This is a genomic window from Exiguobacterium sp. s48, assembly GCF_018617395.1.
In the GTDB taxonomy this organism is placed as follows: domain Bacteria; phylum Bacillota; class Bacilli; order Exiguobacteriales; family Exiguobacteriaceae; genus Exiguobacterium.
In genome coordinates this window covers 1,455,601-1,470,559 of sequence record NZ_JACSKC010000001.1, presented here as the reverse complement: position 1 = coordinate 1,470,559, position 14,959 = coordinate 1,455,601, and the positions used below count along the sequence as shown (strand labels likewise).

The 14,959-nt window shown below is 46.1% G+C and carries 18 protein-coding genes; 14 read left to right on the top strand and 4 right to left on the bottom strand.

Features of this window, described 5'->3' with window-relative positions:
* Window positions 1-22 precede the first annotated feature (22 nt).
* The 14 genes from KNO66_RS07545 (at window position 23) to KNO66_RS07480 (ending at window position 10,877) form a co-directional block, all read left to right on the top strand.
* On the top strand, window positions 23-706 hold the full coding sequence (locus KNO66_RS07545; RefSeq protein ID WP_074033830.1) for an ABC transporter ATP-binding protein: 684 nt from the start codon (window positions 23-25) through the stop codon (window positions 704-706).
* Window positions 703-3,273 carry an ABC transporter permease gene (locus KNO66_RS07540; RefSeq protein ID WP_214741813.1) on the top strand — a complete coding sequence of 857 codons (2,571 nt, stop codon included), beginning with the start codon at window positions 703-705 and terminating at the stop codon, window positions 3,271-3,273. Before KNO66_RS07545 ends, KNO66_RS07540 begins: the two co-directional genes overlap by 4 nt.
* Before the next feature lie 241 nt (window positions 3,274-3,514).
* Entirely contained in the window at window positions 3,515-3,838 is a 324-nt protein-coding gene (locus KNO66_RS07535) for a PadR family transcriptional regulator (RefSeq protein ID WP_214741811.1), read from the top strand.
* Entirely contained in the window at window positions 3,835-4,371 is a 537-nt protein-coding gene (locus KNO66_RS07530) for a DUF2812 domain-containing protein (RefSeq protein ID WP_214741809.1), read from the top strand. Before KNO66_RS07535 ends, KNO66_RS07530 begins: the two co-directional genes overlap by 4 nt.
* A gap of 23 nt (window positions 4,372-4,394) precedes the next feature.
* Window positions 4,395-4,565, top strand: coding sequence for a hypothetical protein (locus KNO66_RS07525; RefSeq protein ID WP_214735196.1), 171 nt, complete (start codon window positions 4,395-4,397; stop codon window positions 4,563-4,565).
* A 114-nt stretch (window positions 4,566-4,679) separates the two neighbouring features.
* Window positions 4,680-5,222, top strand: coding sequence for an RNA polymerase sigma factor (locus KNO66_RS07520; protein WP_214741807.1), 543 nt, complete (start codon window positions 4,680-4,682; stop codon window positions 5,220-5,222).
* Entirely contained in the window at window positions 5,219-5,962 is a 744-nt protein-coding gene (locus KNO66_RS07515) for a hypothetical protein (protein WP_214741806.1), read from the top strand. The genes KNO66_RS07520 and KNO66_RS07515 overlap by 4 nt, the downstream gene beginning before the upstream one ends.
* 33 nt (window positions 5,963-5,995) lie before the next feature.
* The gene (locus KNO66_RS07510) at window positions 5,996-6,646 is read left to right on the top strand and encodes an SIMPL domain-containing protein (protein WP_214741804.1); all 651 of its coding nucleotides are present in this window, start codon (window positions 5,996-5,998) and stop codon (window positions 6,644-6,646) included.
* Window positions 6,643-7,083: a hypothetical protein gene (locus tag KNO66_RS07505; RefSeq protein WP_214741802.1), complete on the top strand. Its 441-nt coding sequence runs from the start codon at window positions 6,643-6,645 to the stop codon at window positions 7,081-7,083. The genes KNO66_RS07510 and KNO66_RS07505 overlap by 4 nt, the downstream gene beginning before the upstream one ends.
* A 56-nt stretch (window positions 7,084-7,139) precedes the next feature.
* Window positions 7,140-7,607 (top strand): flavodoxin family protein, encoded by a 468-nt coding sequence (locus tag KNO66_RS07500; RefSeq protein WP_214741800.1) that lies wholly within the window; start codon window positions 7,140-7,142, stop codon window positions 7,605-7,607.
* Between the two features lie 112 nt (window positions 7,608-7,719).
* Window positions 7,720-8,118: a hypothetical protein gene (locus KNO66_RS07495; RefSeq protein WP_214741798.1), complete on the top strand. Its 399-nt coding sequence runs from the start codon at window positions 7,720-7,722 to the stop codon at window positions 8,116-8,118.
* Window positions 8,119-8,203: 85 nt separating this feature from the next.
* Window positions 8,204-9,316 carry a M14 family metallopeptidase gene (locus KNO66_RS07490; protein WP_214741796.1) on the top strand — a complete coding sequence of 371 codons (1,113 nt, stop codon included), beginning with the start codon at window positions 8,204-8,206 and terminating at the stop codon, window positions 9,314-9,316.
* Between the two features lie 75 nt (window positions 9,317-9,391).
* On the top strand, window positions 9,392-10,195 hold the full coding sequence (locus KNO66_RS07485; RefSeq protein WP_214741794.1) for an alpha/beta fold hydrolase: 804 nt from the start codon (window positions 9,392-9,394) through the stop codon (window positions 10,193-10,195).
* Window positions 10,196-10,448: 253 nt separating this feature from the next.
* A complete protein-coding gene (locus KNO66_RS07480; protein WP_012727014.1) occupies window positions 10,449-10,877 on the top strand; it encodes a CBS domain-containing protein in 429 nt (142 codons plus the stop codon).
* A 38-nt stretch (window positions 10,878-10,915) separates the two neighbouring features.
* Here KNO66_RS07480 and KNO66_RS07475 read toward each other — a convergent pair whose 3' ends face one another.
* The 4 genes from KNO66_RS07475 to KNO66_RS07460 form a co-directional block, all read right to left on the bottom strand.
* Window positions 10,916-12,025 (bottom strand): low temperature requirement protein A, encoded by a 1,110-nt coding sequence (locus KNO66_RS07475; RefSeq protein WP_214741792.1) that lies wholly within the window; start codon window positions 12,023-12,025, stop codon window positions 10,916-10,918.
* 88 nt (window positions 12,026-12,113) lie between these two features.
* Complete coding sequence (locus tag KNO66_RS07470; RefSeq protein ID WP_214741790.1) at window positions 12,114-12,749, bottom strand: DegV family protein; 636 nt, start codon at window positions 12,747-12,749, stop codon at window positions 12,114-12,116.
* Between the two features lie 16 nt (window positions 12,750-12,765).
* Window positions 12,766-13,713 carry an LLM class oxidoreductase gene (locus tag KNO66_RS07465; protein WP_214741788.1) on the bottom strand — a complete coding sequence of 316 codons (948 nt, stop codon included), beginning with the start codon at window positions 13,711-13,713 and terminating at the stop codon, window positions 12,766-12,768.
* Between the two features lie 10 nt (window positions 13,714-13,723).
* Window positions 13,724-14,926, bottom strand: a complete 1,203-nt coding sequence (locus KNO66_RS07460) for an MFS transporter (protein ID WP_214741787.1) — start codon at window positions 14,924-14,926, stop codon at window positions 13,724-13,726.
* Between the last annotated feature and the right edge of the window lie 33 nt (window positions 14,927-14,959).

Sequence of the window (14,959 nt, the reverse complement as noted above, 5' to 3'; positions counted from 1 at the left end):
TCAAGTACTGGAGGGTGCAAACATGAATATATTAGAAGTACAAAACTTATCGAAAGTATACGGCAAGGACGAGATGGAGGTCAGAGCGCTCGATGACGTCTCGTTCACGGTGAAGAAAGGTGAATTTGTCTGTATCGTCGGTCCTTCGGGTTCGGGGAAATCGACATTGTTGCATTTACTTGGTGGTGTCGATGTGCCGACGAGTGGACAGGTGTTGATTGATCAAACAGACATTTATGCATTGGACGAGACACAGCTCGCCATTTTCCGTCGTCGACAAATCGGTTTGATTTATCAGTTTTATAACTTGATTCCGATTTTAACGGTCGAAGAGAACATCACGTTACCGATGCTATTAGATGAACAAAAAGTGGATATCGCTCATTTGGAACGCATCATCGGCATCTTGGGCTTGTCAAACCGATTGACTCATTTACCAAACCAATTATCGGGAGGGCAACAGCAGCGCGTTTCCATCGGTCGGGCACTGATTAGTAATCCAGCTATTATCTTGGCCGACGAGCCGACAGGAAACTTGGATAGTCAAAATAGTGAAGAAATCATGAGCCTGTTAAAACTATTCAATAAGAAATTCAATCAAACGCTCATCATCATCACCCATGACGAGCGGATTGCCTTACAAGCGGATCGTATCATTTCGATTGAAGATGGCAAGATTGCGAAGAATGAGGTCGTCCGCGCATGAACATCATCAATAAAATGACACTTCGGCATTTGCGCGAGAACAAACGACGCTCACTTGTTACAATCATCGGAGTCATCATCTCTGTATCGATGATTACAGCTGTCACAACGCTCGGATCTTCTTTTTTGGATTTGATGATTCGTCAAGACATCGCAGATAACGGAGAATGGCATGTTCAGTATCTAGATACGAACGAAAAACAAGTCGAAACTATCCGGGATGATGCGAACACGAAGGCTGTCATCCTTTCAAATGATGGCTATGCTCAACTGAAAGAGTCACAAAATGCTTACAAACCATACTTATATGTTCGAAACTATAACACATCCGGATTGAAGAGTTTTCCAGTCGACTTGACTGAGGGACGTCTACCGGAAAAAGAAGGCGAAGTCGTCATTTCAGAAGAGATTCGCCAAAATGCCCTCGTCACCTATAACATCGGTGATGAATTGACACTTGAGATTGGAGAGCGGATTGATCCGTCATCAGGTCACGTGTTGACACAAAATGATGGTTTGGTTCGGGAAGACGAGACGATCCTCGAACAATTAAACGTTGAGGATACGGTAACATTGACGGTTGTTGGCACGATGGCTCGACCTGACTGGGAACCGACTTGGTCACCAGGGTATACAGTCGTCGGATTCATCGATGATCAAGAATTGAATGGGGCAAGAGTCGACACGTTCGTCGCCTTGAACGATGTAGACAACTCGATTTATTCGGAAGCAAAACAGTTGATGACCGAACAGAACATAGAACGTGTCGCCTATAATTCCTCGTTGCTTCGTTATTATGGAGTGACGAATGACGATGGATTGCGTAAAACACTATATGGATTTGGTGGAATCATCATGGCGGTCATCGTGATTGGCTCGATTTCTCTAATCTATAACGCATTCGCCATCAGTGTGTCGGAGCGCTCTCGTTACCTCGGAATGTTGGCAAGTGTCGGGGCTACGAAGCGACAAAAGCGGAACTCGGTCTATTTTGAAGGGATGGTCATTGGGGGGATTAGCATTCCACTTGGTATCCTGGCTGGGATTACGGGTATTGCGTTCACATTCCTGTTCATCAATGAATTTGCCGAAAAAGCGTTGAACGTGACGGAGAAGTTTGAAGTTGTCGTCACACCGATTACTTTACTATTAACACTCTTCATTTCGAGCATAACCATTTTCATTTCCTGCTATCTGCCGGCGCGTCGAGCCTCAAAGATTTCTTCGATTGAGGCCATTCGTCAAACGCAAGATGTACGATTGACGTCAAAACAAGTGAAGACGTCAAAACTAGTTCGTCGTCTTTTCGGTTTAGAAGCAGAGATTGGGTTAAAAAATACGAAGCGTAACCGTAAACGGTATTTGGTTACCGTCTTCTCGCTCGTCATCAGTATCGTCCTGTTTTTAGTGGTCAGTTACTTCACTGATCGTCTTGAACAGTCCCTCGACATGTCTCAATCAGATTATGATTTCGATATTCTTGTGAATGGTTCAACGCTTGATCAAAATGATTTACGACGCTATGAAACGTTAGATCATGTGACGAACGGAACATATTTTGAAAATGCAACGGTCCAAACGATGGTCAGCGAAGCGCAATTACCGAGTGCGATTACCGAGAACGAGAATTTGGCATCAACTGTCGTTGACGGGAAGTTTATGTACTACGTATCCCTCTATCAATTGGATGATGACAGTTTCAATGCGTATTTAAAACAAATCGGAGCGCCTGTCAGTCGTTTTGAAGACGGAGACGTACCAGGAGCCGTCTTAATTGATGAGGTCTCGTATCAAGATATAGAACAGAAAAAATTCATCACTACAGAGACGGTCGAAGCAGAAATCGGTGATACGCTTGAATTGAGGGACGAGAATGCAACGGGCGACACGGCACCGCTTAAAACGATTCAAGTTGGCGCTATGACAGATATCGCCCCGACCGGTGTGATGACAGGTTCTCTTGGATGGCTCGATATGATAGTACGAGAAGGGACGTTTGAAGAAGACGCAATCGGGGATTTGATGAAACAATCGAGTCCGTCAATCGCGTTGAATACAGATGATCCCGAGGACACACAACAAGTGATTGAAGCGGAACAGAATTTAGATCTGTATGTCTTTAATGTATCGGAACAACGAGAACAACAAGAAAAGATGTTGTTACTTTTATCAATATTTGTGTATGGGTTCATCGTGCTGATTTCGTTAATTTCGATTGCGAACATTTTTAACACGATTTCAACGAGCGTCTCACTTCGTCGTCGGGAATTTGCCATGCTTCGTTCGGTTGGGATGACACCGAAAGGGTTCAATAAGATGGTGTACTATGAAAGCATTTTTTATGGGATAAAAGCCCTTGCATATGGGATTCCCATCAGTCTTCTCATCATGTACCTCATCTATCGAGCGCAAATCAATACGTTTGATGCTCCGTTCACCTTGCCGTGGAGTAGCATTCTGTTTGTCGTCATCATGATTTTCATGATTGTAGGTGCTTCGATGCTATATTCGGTTTCAAAAATAAAGAAGGACAATATTATCGATCGATTAAAACAAGAAAATGATTAAGTGGGTTATTAAATAGTCGTGAGAGATATTGCTTAATAACACAGGGGCTCAGTATATAATGAGTCCCTGTGTTTTTGATGTCACATTAAATGAAACACGTTTACCAAAGTTGTATAAGTAATCGCCCAAAAAACAAAAAGAATTATTTTTTGTCTCGACTCTTGTCAATTAACCAAAAATAGGATATTTTTGATATATCGGATGACGATATAACGAAACACGATATAAAGGAGTAGGATACGTGACACAACAGTCGAGTACAGGCGCCTTAACCGAGGCGGTTTATTATATATTGTTGTCCCTTCAAGTCTCGAGACATGGGTATGGGATGATGCAATTCGTTCAAGAATTGAGCAATGGTCGGGTTCAACTCGCACCGGGTACGTTATACGGCGCACTCAGCAGTCTAGTAGAGCGTGGATGGATTCAAGCACTTGATGGAACAGGGCGGAAGAAAGAGTATGAGATCACGGAGGCGGGTCGAGAGGCACTTCGGTCGGAATTAAGACGGCTAGAAGAACTGGTACGACATGGTCATGAATGGACGAAGGAGTTGGACACATGAAGACGAAAACGGTCTATCGCATATTTGTTGATTATGAGAAGGAAGAGAAATGGCTCAACGAGATGGTGCAAACCGGATGGGCGCTCGAATCCTTTCGTTTGATGCGATATGTGTTCAAGCAAGTTGAACCTGGGTCGTACACGTATCGAATCGAACTATTGTCCAACTTACCTTCTCACCCTGAGTCGAAGGCGTATATGGCATTCCTGAATGAAGTGGACGTTGAAGTGGTCGACACCTCGTATCGGTGGATCTTCTTACGAAAACGAACGAGTGACGGACCGTTCCAATTGTATTCGGATTTTGATTCGATGATTCAGCGAGAAAAGCGAATCATCCAACTATATGGCGCTGTGCTAGCCGCCAACTTTGTTGTGATCGTAGCGAATCTTTCGAATCCATTTGCACAATGGACCATCCTATTGAATGTAGTCGTCGTCGCGATGTTGGCCTATGCGGTCCAGCATCATACACGGAAAATGAGGACGCTAAAAGGTCTTAAGGCAATTGGAGAGATGAAGTCGTCAGATTGAGCGGATGGTTAAGGAGGAGCTAGATGGATTCACGAGAATGGAAAGACTGTATGATTTGTTTTGGATTGATTGCGGGGACGACACTCGGCGTAGTTCTCTCGTTCTTCTTCCATATTCAACTGACATACGGGATTGCGAGCGGAGCGATGGTTGGCTATATCGGAGGGCTTGGATTATCGATTTGGAAGAAATGATGAATCAGGGTAACATTCCTCGTCTCGATGACGAGGTTTTTTTGATAGATTGTGACGAATGATATGAAATTGGGATCTATAGGTATAGAGGGGTTATACGAAGGGGGTAACTGGATGGATGACCAGGTCATCATCGATTGGTACTGGGAACGGTCGGAGTATGCGATTGTCGCGACGAAGAAGAAATACGGAAGCTATTGTCATCGTGTTTCTTACAATATTCTACAAAATCGCGAAGACACGGAAGAGTGTTTGAACGACTTATATATGAAAGCCTGGGAGTCGATTCCACCGACACGCCCGCTTCGATTCGGGGCGTATTTGACGAAAATTGTACGCAATCTCGCATTGCAACGCTATAAGAAGAATCATGCCAAAAAACGTGGCGGTGGGGAAGTCCCGCTCGTCTATGAAGAGCTAGAACACGTCCTCACGGAATCGAGGAGAGACGAGGACATCGTTGATCTGTTGAACACATTTCTAGCAGACCTGCCACGACTGACAAGGGTGATGTTCATGCAACGTTATTTCTATCTACACTCGATTCAAGAAATCGCAACGACACATAAGCTCGGGGAGAGTCATGTCAAAATGACCTTGAAGCGCACGCGAGATGCGTTGAAGCGAGCACTTGAAGCAGAAGGAGTTCGTGTATGAAAAATGAACAACTCCTTCGACTACTCGGGGAAGTGGATGACTGGTATATAGAGGAATCCATGATGGTAGAGCGAAAACCTTATCAACGACTGAAATGGGGAGGGGGACTCCTCATTGTGATCGCTGCGGGATTCATGCTCTTCACATCGAATGTCTGGAACGAACGGATCCCACTATCTACGGATTCCACTGCGAATTCCGTTCACATTGTCGATCAATCAAAAGTAAAACCAGGTATTTCCGAGGAAAATTTGAATGACATGACCGAGGATGAACTCTTTTCGAAATGGAATCCGGTCGTGGTCAGAGGAGCGGTCTCGGACATTCGACATATCGAGATTGATTTCAATGGAGAGACGGAATATCAGTCTCTTATCAAGATACACGTCTCCAATGTCTATCGTGGAGATGTGCAGGTCGGGCAAGATTTAATCGTTCGTGCCGATGCAATTGAGGAAACTGGACAGGCATCGCATTCTAGTGTTATCTCGCACGTACGGCAAGGCATGGAAGGGATTTTCATGCCGATTCCATATGATGACGAGTTTGTCTGGGAACAAAATGACGCGACGCTTCGATTGAAAGATATTGCCGATTACGGTTTTCCGGATGGTGAACGTTATCTGTTTTTAGATACTCCGAACGGATTGTTGTTCGAGCGGGGTGCTTACCCGTCCTTACAAGATTTGGACTCACTCGATGAAGTAGAGCACTGGATGATGACACGATTTACAGAATAATGGAGACCTCAAATCGATAAGGGGGAAATGGATATGGAACGAAAGATTACTGTAAAAGGGACGGGGAACGTCTCATCTCGACCAGATTTGATTGTGATTCACATGGACCTCGTCTCGAAAGCGCCACGATATGAAGATACGATGACCGAAGCAGCAAGTGCGGTGTCCCATCTTCAAAAAGCCATCACGCGTGCTGGTTTTGACAAGACGGAACTCAAAACGAGTGACTTTTCGATCGATACGGAATACGAGAGCTACCGTGATCGAGATGAGAATTATCGGTCGCGTTTCGTCGGATATGTCTGTAAACAGAAGACGAAGCTCGAATTTGCGCTCGATACATCTAAACTATCGGACGTCATCGAACAAATCAGTCAATCTCGGGCAAATCCGAAACTCTCCATTCGCTTCACGATGAAAGACCCGAATGCGATCGAGGATCAGCTATTGGTGAGTGCTGCGGAGAATGCGAAGAAACGAGCGGAGCTTCTTGCGAAAGGAGCAGGCGCCGAGCTCGGGGACTTGCTCCAGATTGACTACACGTGGGGGGAGATTCATCTGTTCTCGCCTACAAACGTCCTTTATAGCCAGGACGTCGTCTATTCGGAATCACGGATGCCTGAACTCGAACCGGATGATATTGACGTCAGTGATTCAGCGACATTTGTCTGGAGTTTAAAATGAGGCGACTGATTTTCTTAATTCTTCTTTCCGTATTCATTGCGATTCCCGTATCTGCTCTTTCTTTTGCCTATACGTTTGTCGTGTTCGACCGAAACGCATATGAAGTGCTCGACACAACGATCGAGGAGGATGCACTCGGTGATGTGATCGGTAAAGTGGAAACAACGGTCAATGATGAGACCGGGCGGTACTACGGAAATGCCTCGAACGGATATCCGATCGGGACAGCGTATCGTGAAGTCGACGGGGAGTCCGTGGAAGACGTCATTGCGGTCGAGGACGGTTTGGACTGGAAGCGAGCGGAGTACCGATTCGAAGCACCGTACCATTCAAGAGACTTTATCAAATTCTTCGGTTACGGCCTACTTGGGATGGGCATTGTGATGTTGAGTTGGACGTTCTACAAGCGAAGTTCGCTGTATAAAAAAGAAGCATGAACGAACGGAGAAATGGGAAGGGGAATACAGAAAGGTTCGGAAAAGGGGGATTTATGATGAACATCTTGATTATTTTTGACTCACTGTATGGTCATACAGAAAAGATTGCCCATGCGATGCAGAAAGAACTGTCGAAAGACCATGAGGCACGCATGGAACACGTGTTGAATATTGGATTGGGCGACTTAGCGCATGTCGATCTCGTCGTCATCGGTTCACCGACACACGGAGGATATGAGACGGAAGACATTAAAGTGTTTTTGGATGGAATCTCGGACAATGCGTTACGAGGAAAACGGACAGCTGCGTTTGATACGAGTGTTGTCAAAGAAAAACAGAATCCGATTCTCGGTAAAATCATCGACTGGTTCGGTCACGCCGTCAATCGGGTCGAAGGAGAAATGATTGAAAAAGGGGCAGCGAACGTTCAAAAAGAATCGTTCTTAGTTGATGGGGAGACGGAAATGTTGAAAGAAGGCGAACTCGAACGAGCGAAAACATGGGCACGAGAGTTGGTCAGATAATGCATGAAGCGCATTCTGAAAACAGAATGCGTTTTTTAGTTGAATCAGACAAGTAGACTGTAAAAACGGGTAAATATTAGTATTCAACTCTTCAGAGAGGAAGTTGGTTGTCATGAAAAAAATGGAACGAGATGTATTTATCGGTTGGATTGTTGTCGTGCTCGTCCTATTGGTACACTTTCTCATCACCATCTCTCTCGGCAACTCGTATTTTGCTGAAAGTTCACTGAATCGGATGTTGTGGCTCTCGAGTTTTCCAGCATTTTTGATTGCATTCGGCGCAGCCTTCTTCCAAAAGACGAACACGGTCTTCTTGGCGGTTCGTCGTGGGCTACTGTGGACCATCGAGTTGATGGTCGCCTTCACCGTTCTGGCTTGGGTGTTTCGTTCTTTCGAAGGACTGTATGCGAATGCGGGTCTCTATTGGTTATTCGGTGCCGTCTTAATTGGTCCGATCTTTTATATGATGGCGTTCCGGCGTCAACATACAAAACGAATCCGGACGCCTTGACTCGAAACGTCTCCTCTTAAAGGAGGCGTTTTTAGATTGTCTTAGGATGGGAAAGGATAGAGAGAAGAGATTGGAGGAGAGTGCGATGAGTCAGTATTTTTCATCATCTTATGAAGAGTCGCGAGAGAAGTTCATGAACTTATTGTCTGAAGTGAAACGATTTTATCCGAAAGCGGAGCTGTTGACACACTCCATCGGGGACGAGAGTATCGACATTATTTTAGGCGAGCCGAAACGAGAGCGGAAAGCGATGATTCTCATGACGATTGGCGAACATGGGATTGAAGGGTATGCAGGTGCCGCCGTGACCCATCAATTCGTTCAAACGCAACTCGCGCATGTCCGTCACGAGACGACAGGGATTTGTCTCATCCATGCAGTCAATCCATGGGGGATGAAACACTTTCGACGGGTCAATGAACACAATGTCGATTTGAACCGAAATTACGTCATCGATCGTGAGTCGGTTCCCTATAATATCAACCGTGAATATGAGCTGATGCGTCATCTCTTCGTACCGGACGGGGTGATTGACGACTATCATGAAGCGCGTGAACAGATCTATTCGTTCCTTGGTTCCGGAATTAAGCTCGATGGCTTCAAAGCGATGAGTGGGGCAAAAGGGATGGGACAATATCAATTCCCGAAAGGGGTGTATTACGGGGGAGAAGGAGACGAACCGTCCGCCATCTTTTTGAAAGGGATTCAACATGATTTACTGGAACGCTACGGAAAAGTAGTCCATATTGATTGGCATACCGCACTCGGTCCGACAAACGAGGTGACGATGGTCATCAGTAAACGAGACGGTCGCACCGAAGATGAGTTAAAACAAGCGTACGGTCTCGACAACGTCAACGTGTATGACCCAGATGAAGTGCTCGGGGACTCGACGAATCATTTTTACTACGTGCGCGATACGGAATACCCGGATAAGGGGCTCGTCTCTGCTCTCTTTGAATTCGGTACGTTCGGGACATCGACAAAAGCGTCCATCCGTGAGTTTTTGACGATCATCTTAGAGAACCGACTTTATTTTGAAGGAACAAAGGACCCTGAAGCACGAAACGGGATTCAAAACGAATTCATGGCGATGTTTTATCCGGACGACCCGACTTGGCGGGAAGCCGTGTTACGAGAAGGGGCAAAAGCTGTTGAAGGCTACCTAAAAGGGGAAGCACTCTGGCGCGACACATAAGAGGGTTTCTCAAAGTTAGATTAGGGAACAATGAGGTTGTGAGTGTTTTCGCTTAACAATGACTGTGGAGGTTGGATGATGGGATACATTACAGCACATGACGGCACGAATCTATATGTGGAAGACGTTGGGTCTGGGGAACCGATTGTGTTCTTGCACGGTTGGCCGGCGAACAACAATATGTTCGAGTATCAGAAAAATGCGCTCATCGAAGCGGGATATCGCTACATCGGGATCGACTTCAGAGGATACGGAAAGTCTGATGCACCGGCGACAGGTTATGACTATGAGACGATGGCGTCTGATGTGCATATGGTCGTCTACGGACTTGGCTTGAAAGACTTCACACTCGTCGGTTTCTCAATGGGTGGGGCGATTGCAGTTCGCTACGCAGCCGATTATAAAGAGGATGGACTCAACAAGTTGGTCTTGGCCGGAGCCGCGGCACCAATCTTCACACAGCGTGCAGATTATCCATATGGAATGACGACGGATGAAGTCGATGCGTTGATTGACGATACAAGGGCTGACCGACCGAAGATGCTCGAAGGATTCGGAGAAATCTTTTTCGAGAAAGAACATTCGAAACCGATGCAAAACTGGTTCCACCATCTGGCGCTCGTCGCGTCGAGCCATGGCACGATTGCCTCGGCACAGGCGTTACGTGACGAAGATTTACGCGATGCCTTGCCGAAAATTGACGTCGAGACGTTAATCATTCACGGAGTGCACGACAAAATTTGTCCGTTTGAGTTTGCCGAACAGATGGAGCAGGGCATTTCAAATGCTCGGATTGAACGTTTTGAAGAGAGCGGACACGGTACAGTGCTTGATGAACGAGAGAAATTTAACAAGACGTTGTTGCAGTTTGTACAATAATCAATGGCCTCCGAATCGGGGGCCTTTTGTATGTCGATATGGATAAGAACCAACGAAAACGGGTATAAATCAATTGGAGTTCCCTTCCATTTTTGAATCACTGAAACATCGCTGTGATCAGAATCACGATGTTTTTTTGTGTTGTTTTGGAGAAAGGGGGATGAAACCAGATTCGAACATGGATTTAGTTCAACCTGTCCTACCATTCATGGTACAATAGCGGGGTGGATTAACAGATTGAGGAGAGATTTAAATGAACATCGCTTTCTTTTTATATCCGAAAGAAGACGTCAAATATTTGGACCCCGAATCAACGGTACGACAAGCACTTGAAAAGATGAAACATCATCGATTCACGTCTGTCCCACTCGTTTCGGAGAACGGATTTTACGCCGGGACGATGACAGAGGGGGATTTACTCTGGGCACTCGCAGAACAACTTCGCGGGGAAGAAGATTATGAAAAAGTGCTCCGGACACGTCTAAAAGACATTAAACAACGGGTTCGCTATAAGCCGGTTTCGATTACGGCACAAATCGAAGAACTTGTCGATGCGATCACGGACCAAAACTTCGTGCCGGTCGTCGATGACGGGAAGTATTTCATCGGCATCATCCGACGCCGTGATATCATCGAGTATTACTCGACAAAGTTGAAACAACTGGAGAATGAAGTACGATAATGAACAAGCCAGAACCGACTTACGGTCCTGGCTTGTTTTTACGTTTCTTTTCGTTTTGTTTTCAAGAACGGAAAAGGAGCAATCATCGCGACATAGTAGATGAATGTAATGACGAGCAACAAGATGATTGCCGGTAAATAAGGGGCAATCAGTGGAACGGCGAGAAGGACGGCAAGAGTCATGAGTCGCTTCCACGACACTTTGAAGAAGAGACGGTTAAAGTAAATGACGCCATATCCAAATAGGACGATTGCGACATACAACGTGATTCGATGTGCCAAATCGAGCGTTTGCATCGGGTCATGGACGATTGTGATTTTGACGACAGCGAGTAAGATGATGCCGAGGAACATCGCGAAATGAGACCAGTAAAACCCAGCTTTAGAGGCTTGATCTCGTTGATCGATGTCCATTTCGTGAAACTGTTTTTCTCGTTCTGTGTCATCTTTGACGTAGGAATACCAGAATAACACGGTCAAACCGAGAGCGAGTATCATCGTCAAGACAACATCAGATGTTAAATCCTCATCAATCGCAGCTCTACCGGTCGACGCAATCGTTTCACCTAGAGCGATGACGAGAATCAGGTAATGTCGCTCTAAGAAGTGCCAAGGAGAAACGGCAAACTGTCCTTTATTTTTTTGAACGAGTGGTCCGAGAACAGCCACTGCTGCGACAATCCCCCATACAATCAGTCGCACGTCACCATTAAATAAAGACGAAACAAGTACGATGATGGCAAAGGTTAAATTGTAAGGTACAATCGCGGACATTGCTTTCTTTGTCTCATCGTTACTGTGGAGCAAGAATAGAAGGGAATGGGTGGCAACAATACTTAAAAAGCCTAATCCAAAGATAAATCCATTTTTTCCGTATGCCTCAGGGATGGCGACCGAAATCATCATGAATCCAATCATGCCGAGTGCTAAAAAGATTCGATGATTTCGTTCGGTCAATTCGGTCGTATTGGTCAACCAAATATATCCTTCAAAGATATACCAAATGAGCGCTAAAAGCACGAAGACCTCTAAAAACGTATGGAAATCTAAATGATGTTCCAGCTTTAACGTCAATTGGATGAATGTAAAGACGAACACTAAGTCAAAAAAGAGTTCGATCTTATCGACTTCTTTGTTTTGTGTAGCCATAGAGTACGCTCCTTTTCTTAAGTCACTAGTTGTTTACCCACCTCGGTATAAAAAAATCCTTCATTTCAGAAAATGAAGGATTTTTCGTTCAAGAGTGACGACCATTTGAAAAGCTAATTCCATAGTGAAGATTGTTCTCTGATGCTAGCAATCGTGCTGAAGAATCTAGGGATAACTTTGTTGGATCAGTTGACCAAAGCAGTTGATCGGGTCGTTCATTGACAGCATCCATCACATTGTTTGAGAAACAAAAGGTTTCATCTGGTGTACACAAGTATTCTTCCCGCCTCTTCATTAATTCGCGAAGTTTCGCACCTGCGACTTGTAACGAGACACTTCGTTTACGGAACTCGATCGCTTGTTCGACAATAAACGCCTGCCCATACAAAAACGATTTTGTATCAATCAATTGGAACGGGATGTCATACTCCTTTGAAATCAGGAGAGCTTCTTGATAATTGACTGTATAGTGAGCATTTGATGTCAAATAGAGAATTCCAAGTTTAAGACGGTGTGCCTTACTAAACATTCGATGAAGTTGTTCTCGAAGATCAGGTAGTGAAACAGCATTCCGTTTTACGGCTTGTAACCGTTCTTCAAAGAAATGATGACGTTCTCCGTTCTCGTACAAAAAGCAGGTGAGTGCACCGAAAACGGGGAGTATCTTGTCCGCATGGTGCATATAGCGGATTGATGCGGCATCTGTAATGACTTGATAATCCATATAATCTCACCTTTCTTTAATCAAGCGGTGGAAAATGAGGTAACACATATTCTCCTAATTCATCGATGACTTCCTCAGCCGGACGTTCTCCGTCAAAGAGGGCGAAGAAGAGATGGTTCACGCCGATGGCTCGATACGCTTCAAGCAACTTGATCAAGTGATTGCGGCCAATTCGGAATCCGAGACGAATCGGTGTCGGTGGCTCGTCTGGGTCATGCGTCAAATCAAGATGCATCGGCATCGAGAAGGGACGGAAAGCACGACCATGCGCTTCACCGCTTGCGCGCCAAGCGTCGAGCACTTGTTGTTGCGCGAAAGGCGCTTGCGGGTAATACATCCACCCGTCTCCATTCGCTCCGAGCCAGTCCATGTCCTGTTGGGCGAATCCGGTGATCATCGTCGGAATCCGTTTCTTCGGACGAGGCACGAGCGTTGCCTGTTCGACTTCTCCGTAAGGGGAGTCGATGGTTGGATAGTTGTTATAGAGCGCCTGTTCCATGACGCGAAGTGATTCTTTGAACTGGTCGCCCCGTGTCGGATGATCGACTCCGAGTCCTTTGAAGTCGGCACGGCGGTCGCCTGACGAAATCCCGAGAATCAACCGTTCGGGGAATAACGCTTCAATCGTCGCGACTTCCTTTGCCGAACGAAGGGGATGACGGAGTGGTAAAACGAGCGCGGACGTACCGAGCGCAATGTTTTTCGTTTGACCGAGCAAATGTGTGCCATAAATCAGCATGTCGTAGATTTGACCGACAGCCGGGTCTAAGAAGTTCGGATCTTTGAGTAAGACATCACGTAACCATAGCGCTGTGAAGCCATAGTCGTCTGCCTTTTGAGAAAGTTCGACTTGGCGCTCGAGTGTCGGGGTACGCATTTTGAAATTCTCTAAAGGGATGTGGAGGCCGAGCGTGAGCTCGCCCTCCCGATACATCCGATTGTAGCTTTTGTGATTGTTGAACATAAGCGCCTCCTTAGTTTGCTTCCAAACGACGTGAGATGGCTGTCAAGATGACAGCGATGATGACCATGATGCCACCGACCCAAGGTGTGTGGACGAGTCCGATTGAATCGGCGACGAGTCCGCCGATTGTCGCACCGAGGGCGATCCCGATGTTGAAAGCCGCGATGTTGAGTGCGGATGCGACATCGACAGCAGCCGGTACATATTTTTCAGCTAATTGCACGATATACAGTTGAAGTCCAGGTACGTTCATGAAGGCAAGGAGACCCATCAAGACGATGGCGATGAGACCTGCTACTTTGAACGGAATCATGAACGACATGAGGATCATGACCGCTGCGTGAACGATGAACATATAGAACAGTGCTTTCGCCGGGTTTTCGTTGGCGAGTTTTCCGCCGACCGCGTTCCCGATGGCGACTGCGATTCCGTAAACGAGTAAGACGACACTGATCAAGCTCGGGCTAATCTTTGTCACGTCTTGCATGATTGGTGTCAAGTACGTGAAGGCGACGAACGTTCCGCCGTAACCGAGTGCTGTGATCAAGAATCCGAGCATGAGACGACCGTTCGTGAGTAATTTCTTCATATCTGAGAATTTTGCCGGTGGTGACTGTTTCAAATCATTCGGAATCAAGAAGAAACTTGCGATGATTGAAACGATACCGAGTGCTGCGACGGCGAAGAATGTGGCACGCCATCCGAATGCTTGACCGATGAAGGTACCGAGTGGGACCCCTGTGACAGTCGCGACAGTTAAACCTGTGAACATGAGTGCGATCGCACTCGCTTTTTTATGCGGGGGTACGAGCTGTACGGCAATCGTTGCCCCGATTGAGAAGAAGACACCGTGTGAGAACGCGGTGATAAATCGGGCGACGATCAAGAGTTCGAAGCTTGTTGACATGGCTGAGATTAAGTTTCCGCCGATGAAGACGACCATGAGTGCCATGAGTAACGTCTTGCGGTTCATCCGGTTCGTCAGTGCCGTCAAAATCGGTGCACCGACGGCGACACCAATTGCGTATCCCGAGATAATGAGACCCGCGAGTGTGATGCCGATATTTAAGTCACTTGCGATGGATGCGAGCAATCCAACTGGGACGAACTCGGTCGTCCCGATCCCGAAGGCGCTGATGGCGAGGGCGAGTAACGCCAATCCTCCATTTTTAGGTGCCTGTTCTTCAACAGGCTGTGAATAAGGTTGATTCATGAGTAGTTCCTCCTAGTTAAATAAAAATGATGT

Excerpts from the sequence above, each read along its gene's own strand:
- KNO66_RS07545 (WP_074033830.1), top strand. The coding sequence starts at position 23 with ATGAATATATTAGAAGTACAAAACTTATCGAAAGTATACGGCAAGGAC.
- KNO66_RS07540 (WP_214741813.1), top strand. The coding sequence starts at position 703 with ATGAACATCATCAATAAAATGACACTTCGGCATTTGCGCGAGAACAAA.
- KNO66_RS07530 (WP_214741809.1), top strand. The coding sequence starts at position 3,835 with ATGAAGACGAAAACGGTCTATCGCATATTTGTTGATTATGAGAAGGAA.
- KNO66_RS07525 (WP_214735196.1), top strand. The coding sequence starts at position 4,395 with ATGGATTCACGAGAATGGAAAGACTGTATGATTTGTTTTGGATTGATT.
- KNO66_RS07520 (WP_214741807.1), top strand. The coding sequence starts at position 4,680 with ATGGATGACCAGGTCATCATCGATTGGTACTGGGAACGGTCGGAGTAT.
- KNO66_RS07515 (WP_214741806.1), top strand. The coding sequence starts at position 5,219 with ATGAAAAATGAACAACTCCTTCGACTACTCGGGGAAGTGGATGACTGG.
- KNO66_RS07510 (WP_214741804.1), top strand. The coding sequence starts at position 5,996 with ATGGAACGAAAGATTACTGTAAAAGGGACGGGGAACGTCTCATCTCGA.
- KNO66_RS07505 (WP_214741802.1), top strand. The coding sequence starts at position 6,643 with ATGAGGCGACTGATTTTCTTAATTCTTCTTTCCGTATTCATTGCGATT.
- KNO66_RS07500 (WP_214741800.1), top strand. The coding sequence starts at position 7,140 with ATGAACATCTTGATTATTTTTGACTCACTGTATGGTCATACAGAAAAG.
- KNO66_RS07495 (WP_214741798.1), top strand. The coding sequence starts at position 7,720 with ATGAAAAAAATGGAACGAGATGTATTTATCGGTTGGATTGTTGTCGTG.
- KNO66_RS07490 (WP_214741796.1), top strand. The coding sequence starts at position 8,204 with ATGAGTCAGTATTTTTCATCATCTTATGAAGAGTCGCGAGAGAAGTTC.
- KNO66_RS07485 (WP_214741794.1), top strand. The coding sequence starts at position 9,392 with ATGATGGGATACATTACAGCACATGACGGCACGAATCTATATGTGGAA.
- KNO66_RS07480 (WP_012727014.1), top strand. The coding sequence starts at position 10,449 with ATGAACATCGCTTTCTTTTTATATCCGAAAGAAGACGTCAAATATTTG.
- KNO66_RS07475 (WP_214741792.1), bottom strand. The coding sequence starts at position 12,025 with ATGGCTACACAAAACAAAGAAGTCGATAAGATCGAACTCTTTTTTGAC.
- KNO66_RS07470 (WP_214741790.1), bottom strand. The coding sequence starts at position 12,749 with ATGGATTATCAAGTCATTACAGATGCCGCATCAATCCGCTATATGCAC.
- KNO66_RS07465 (WP_214741788.1), bottom strand. The coding sequence starts at position 13,713 with ATGTTCAACAATCACAAAAGCTACAATCGGATGTATCGGGAGGGCGAG.
- KNO66_RS07460 (WP_214741787.1), bottom strand. The coding sequence starts at position 14,926 with ATGAATCAACCTTATTCACAGCCTGTTGAAGAACAGGCACCTAAAAAT.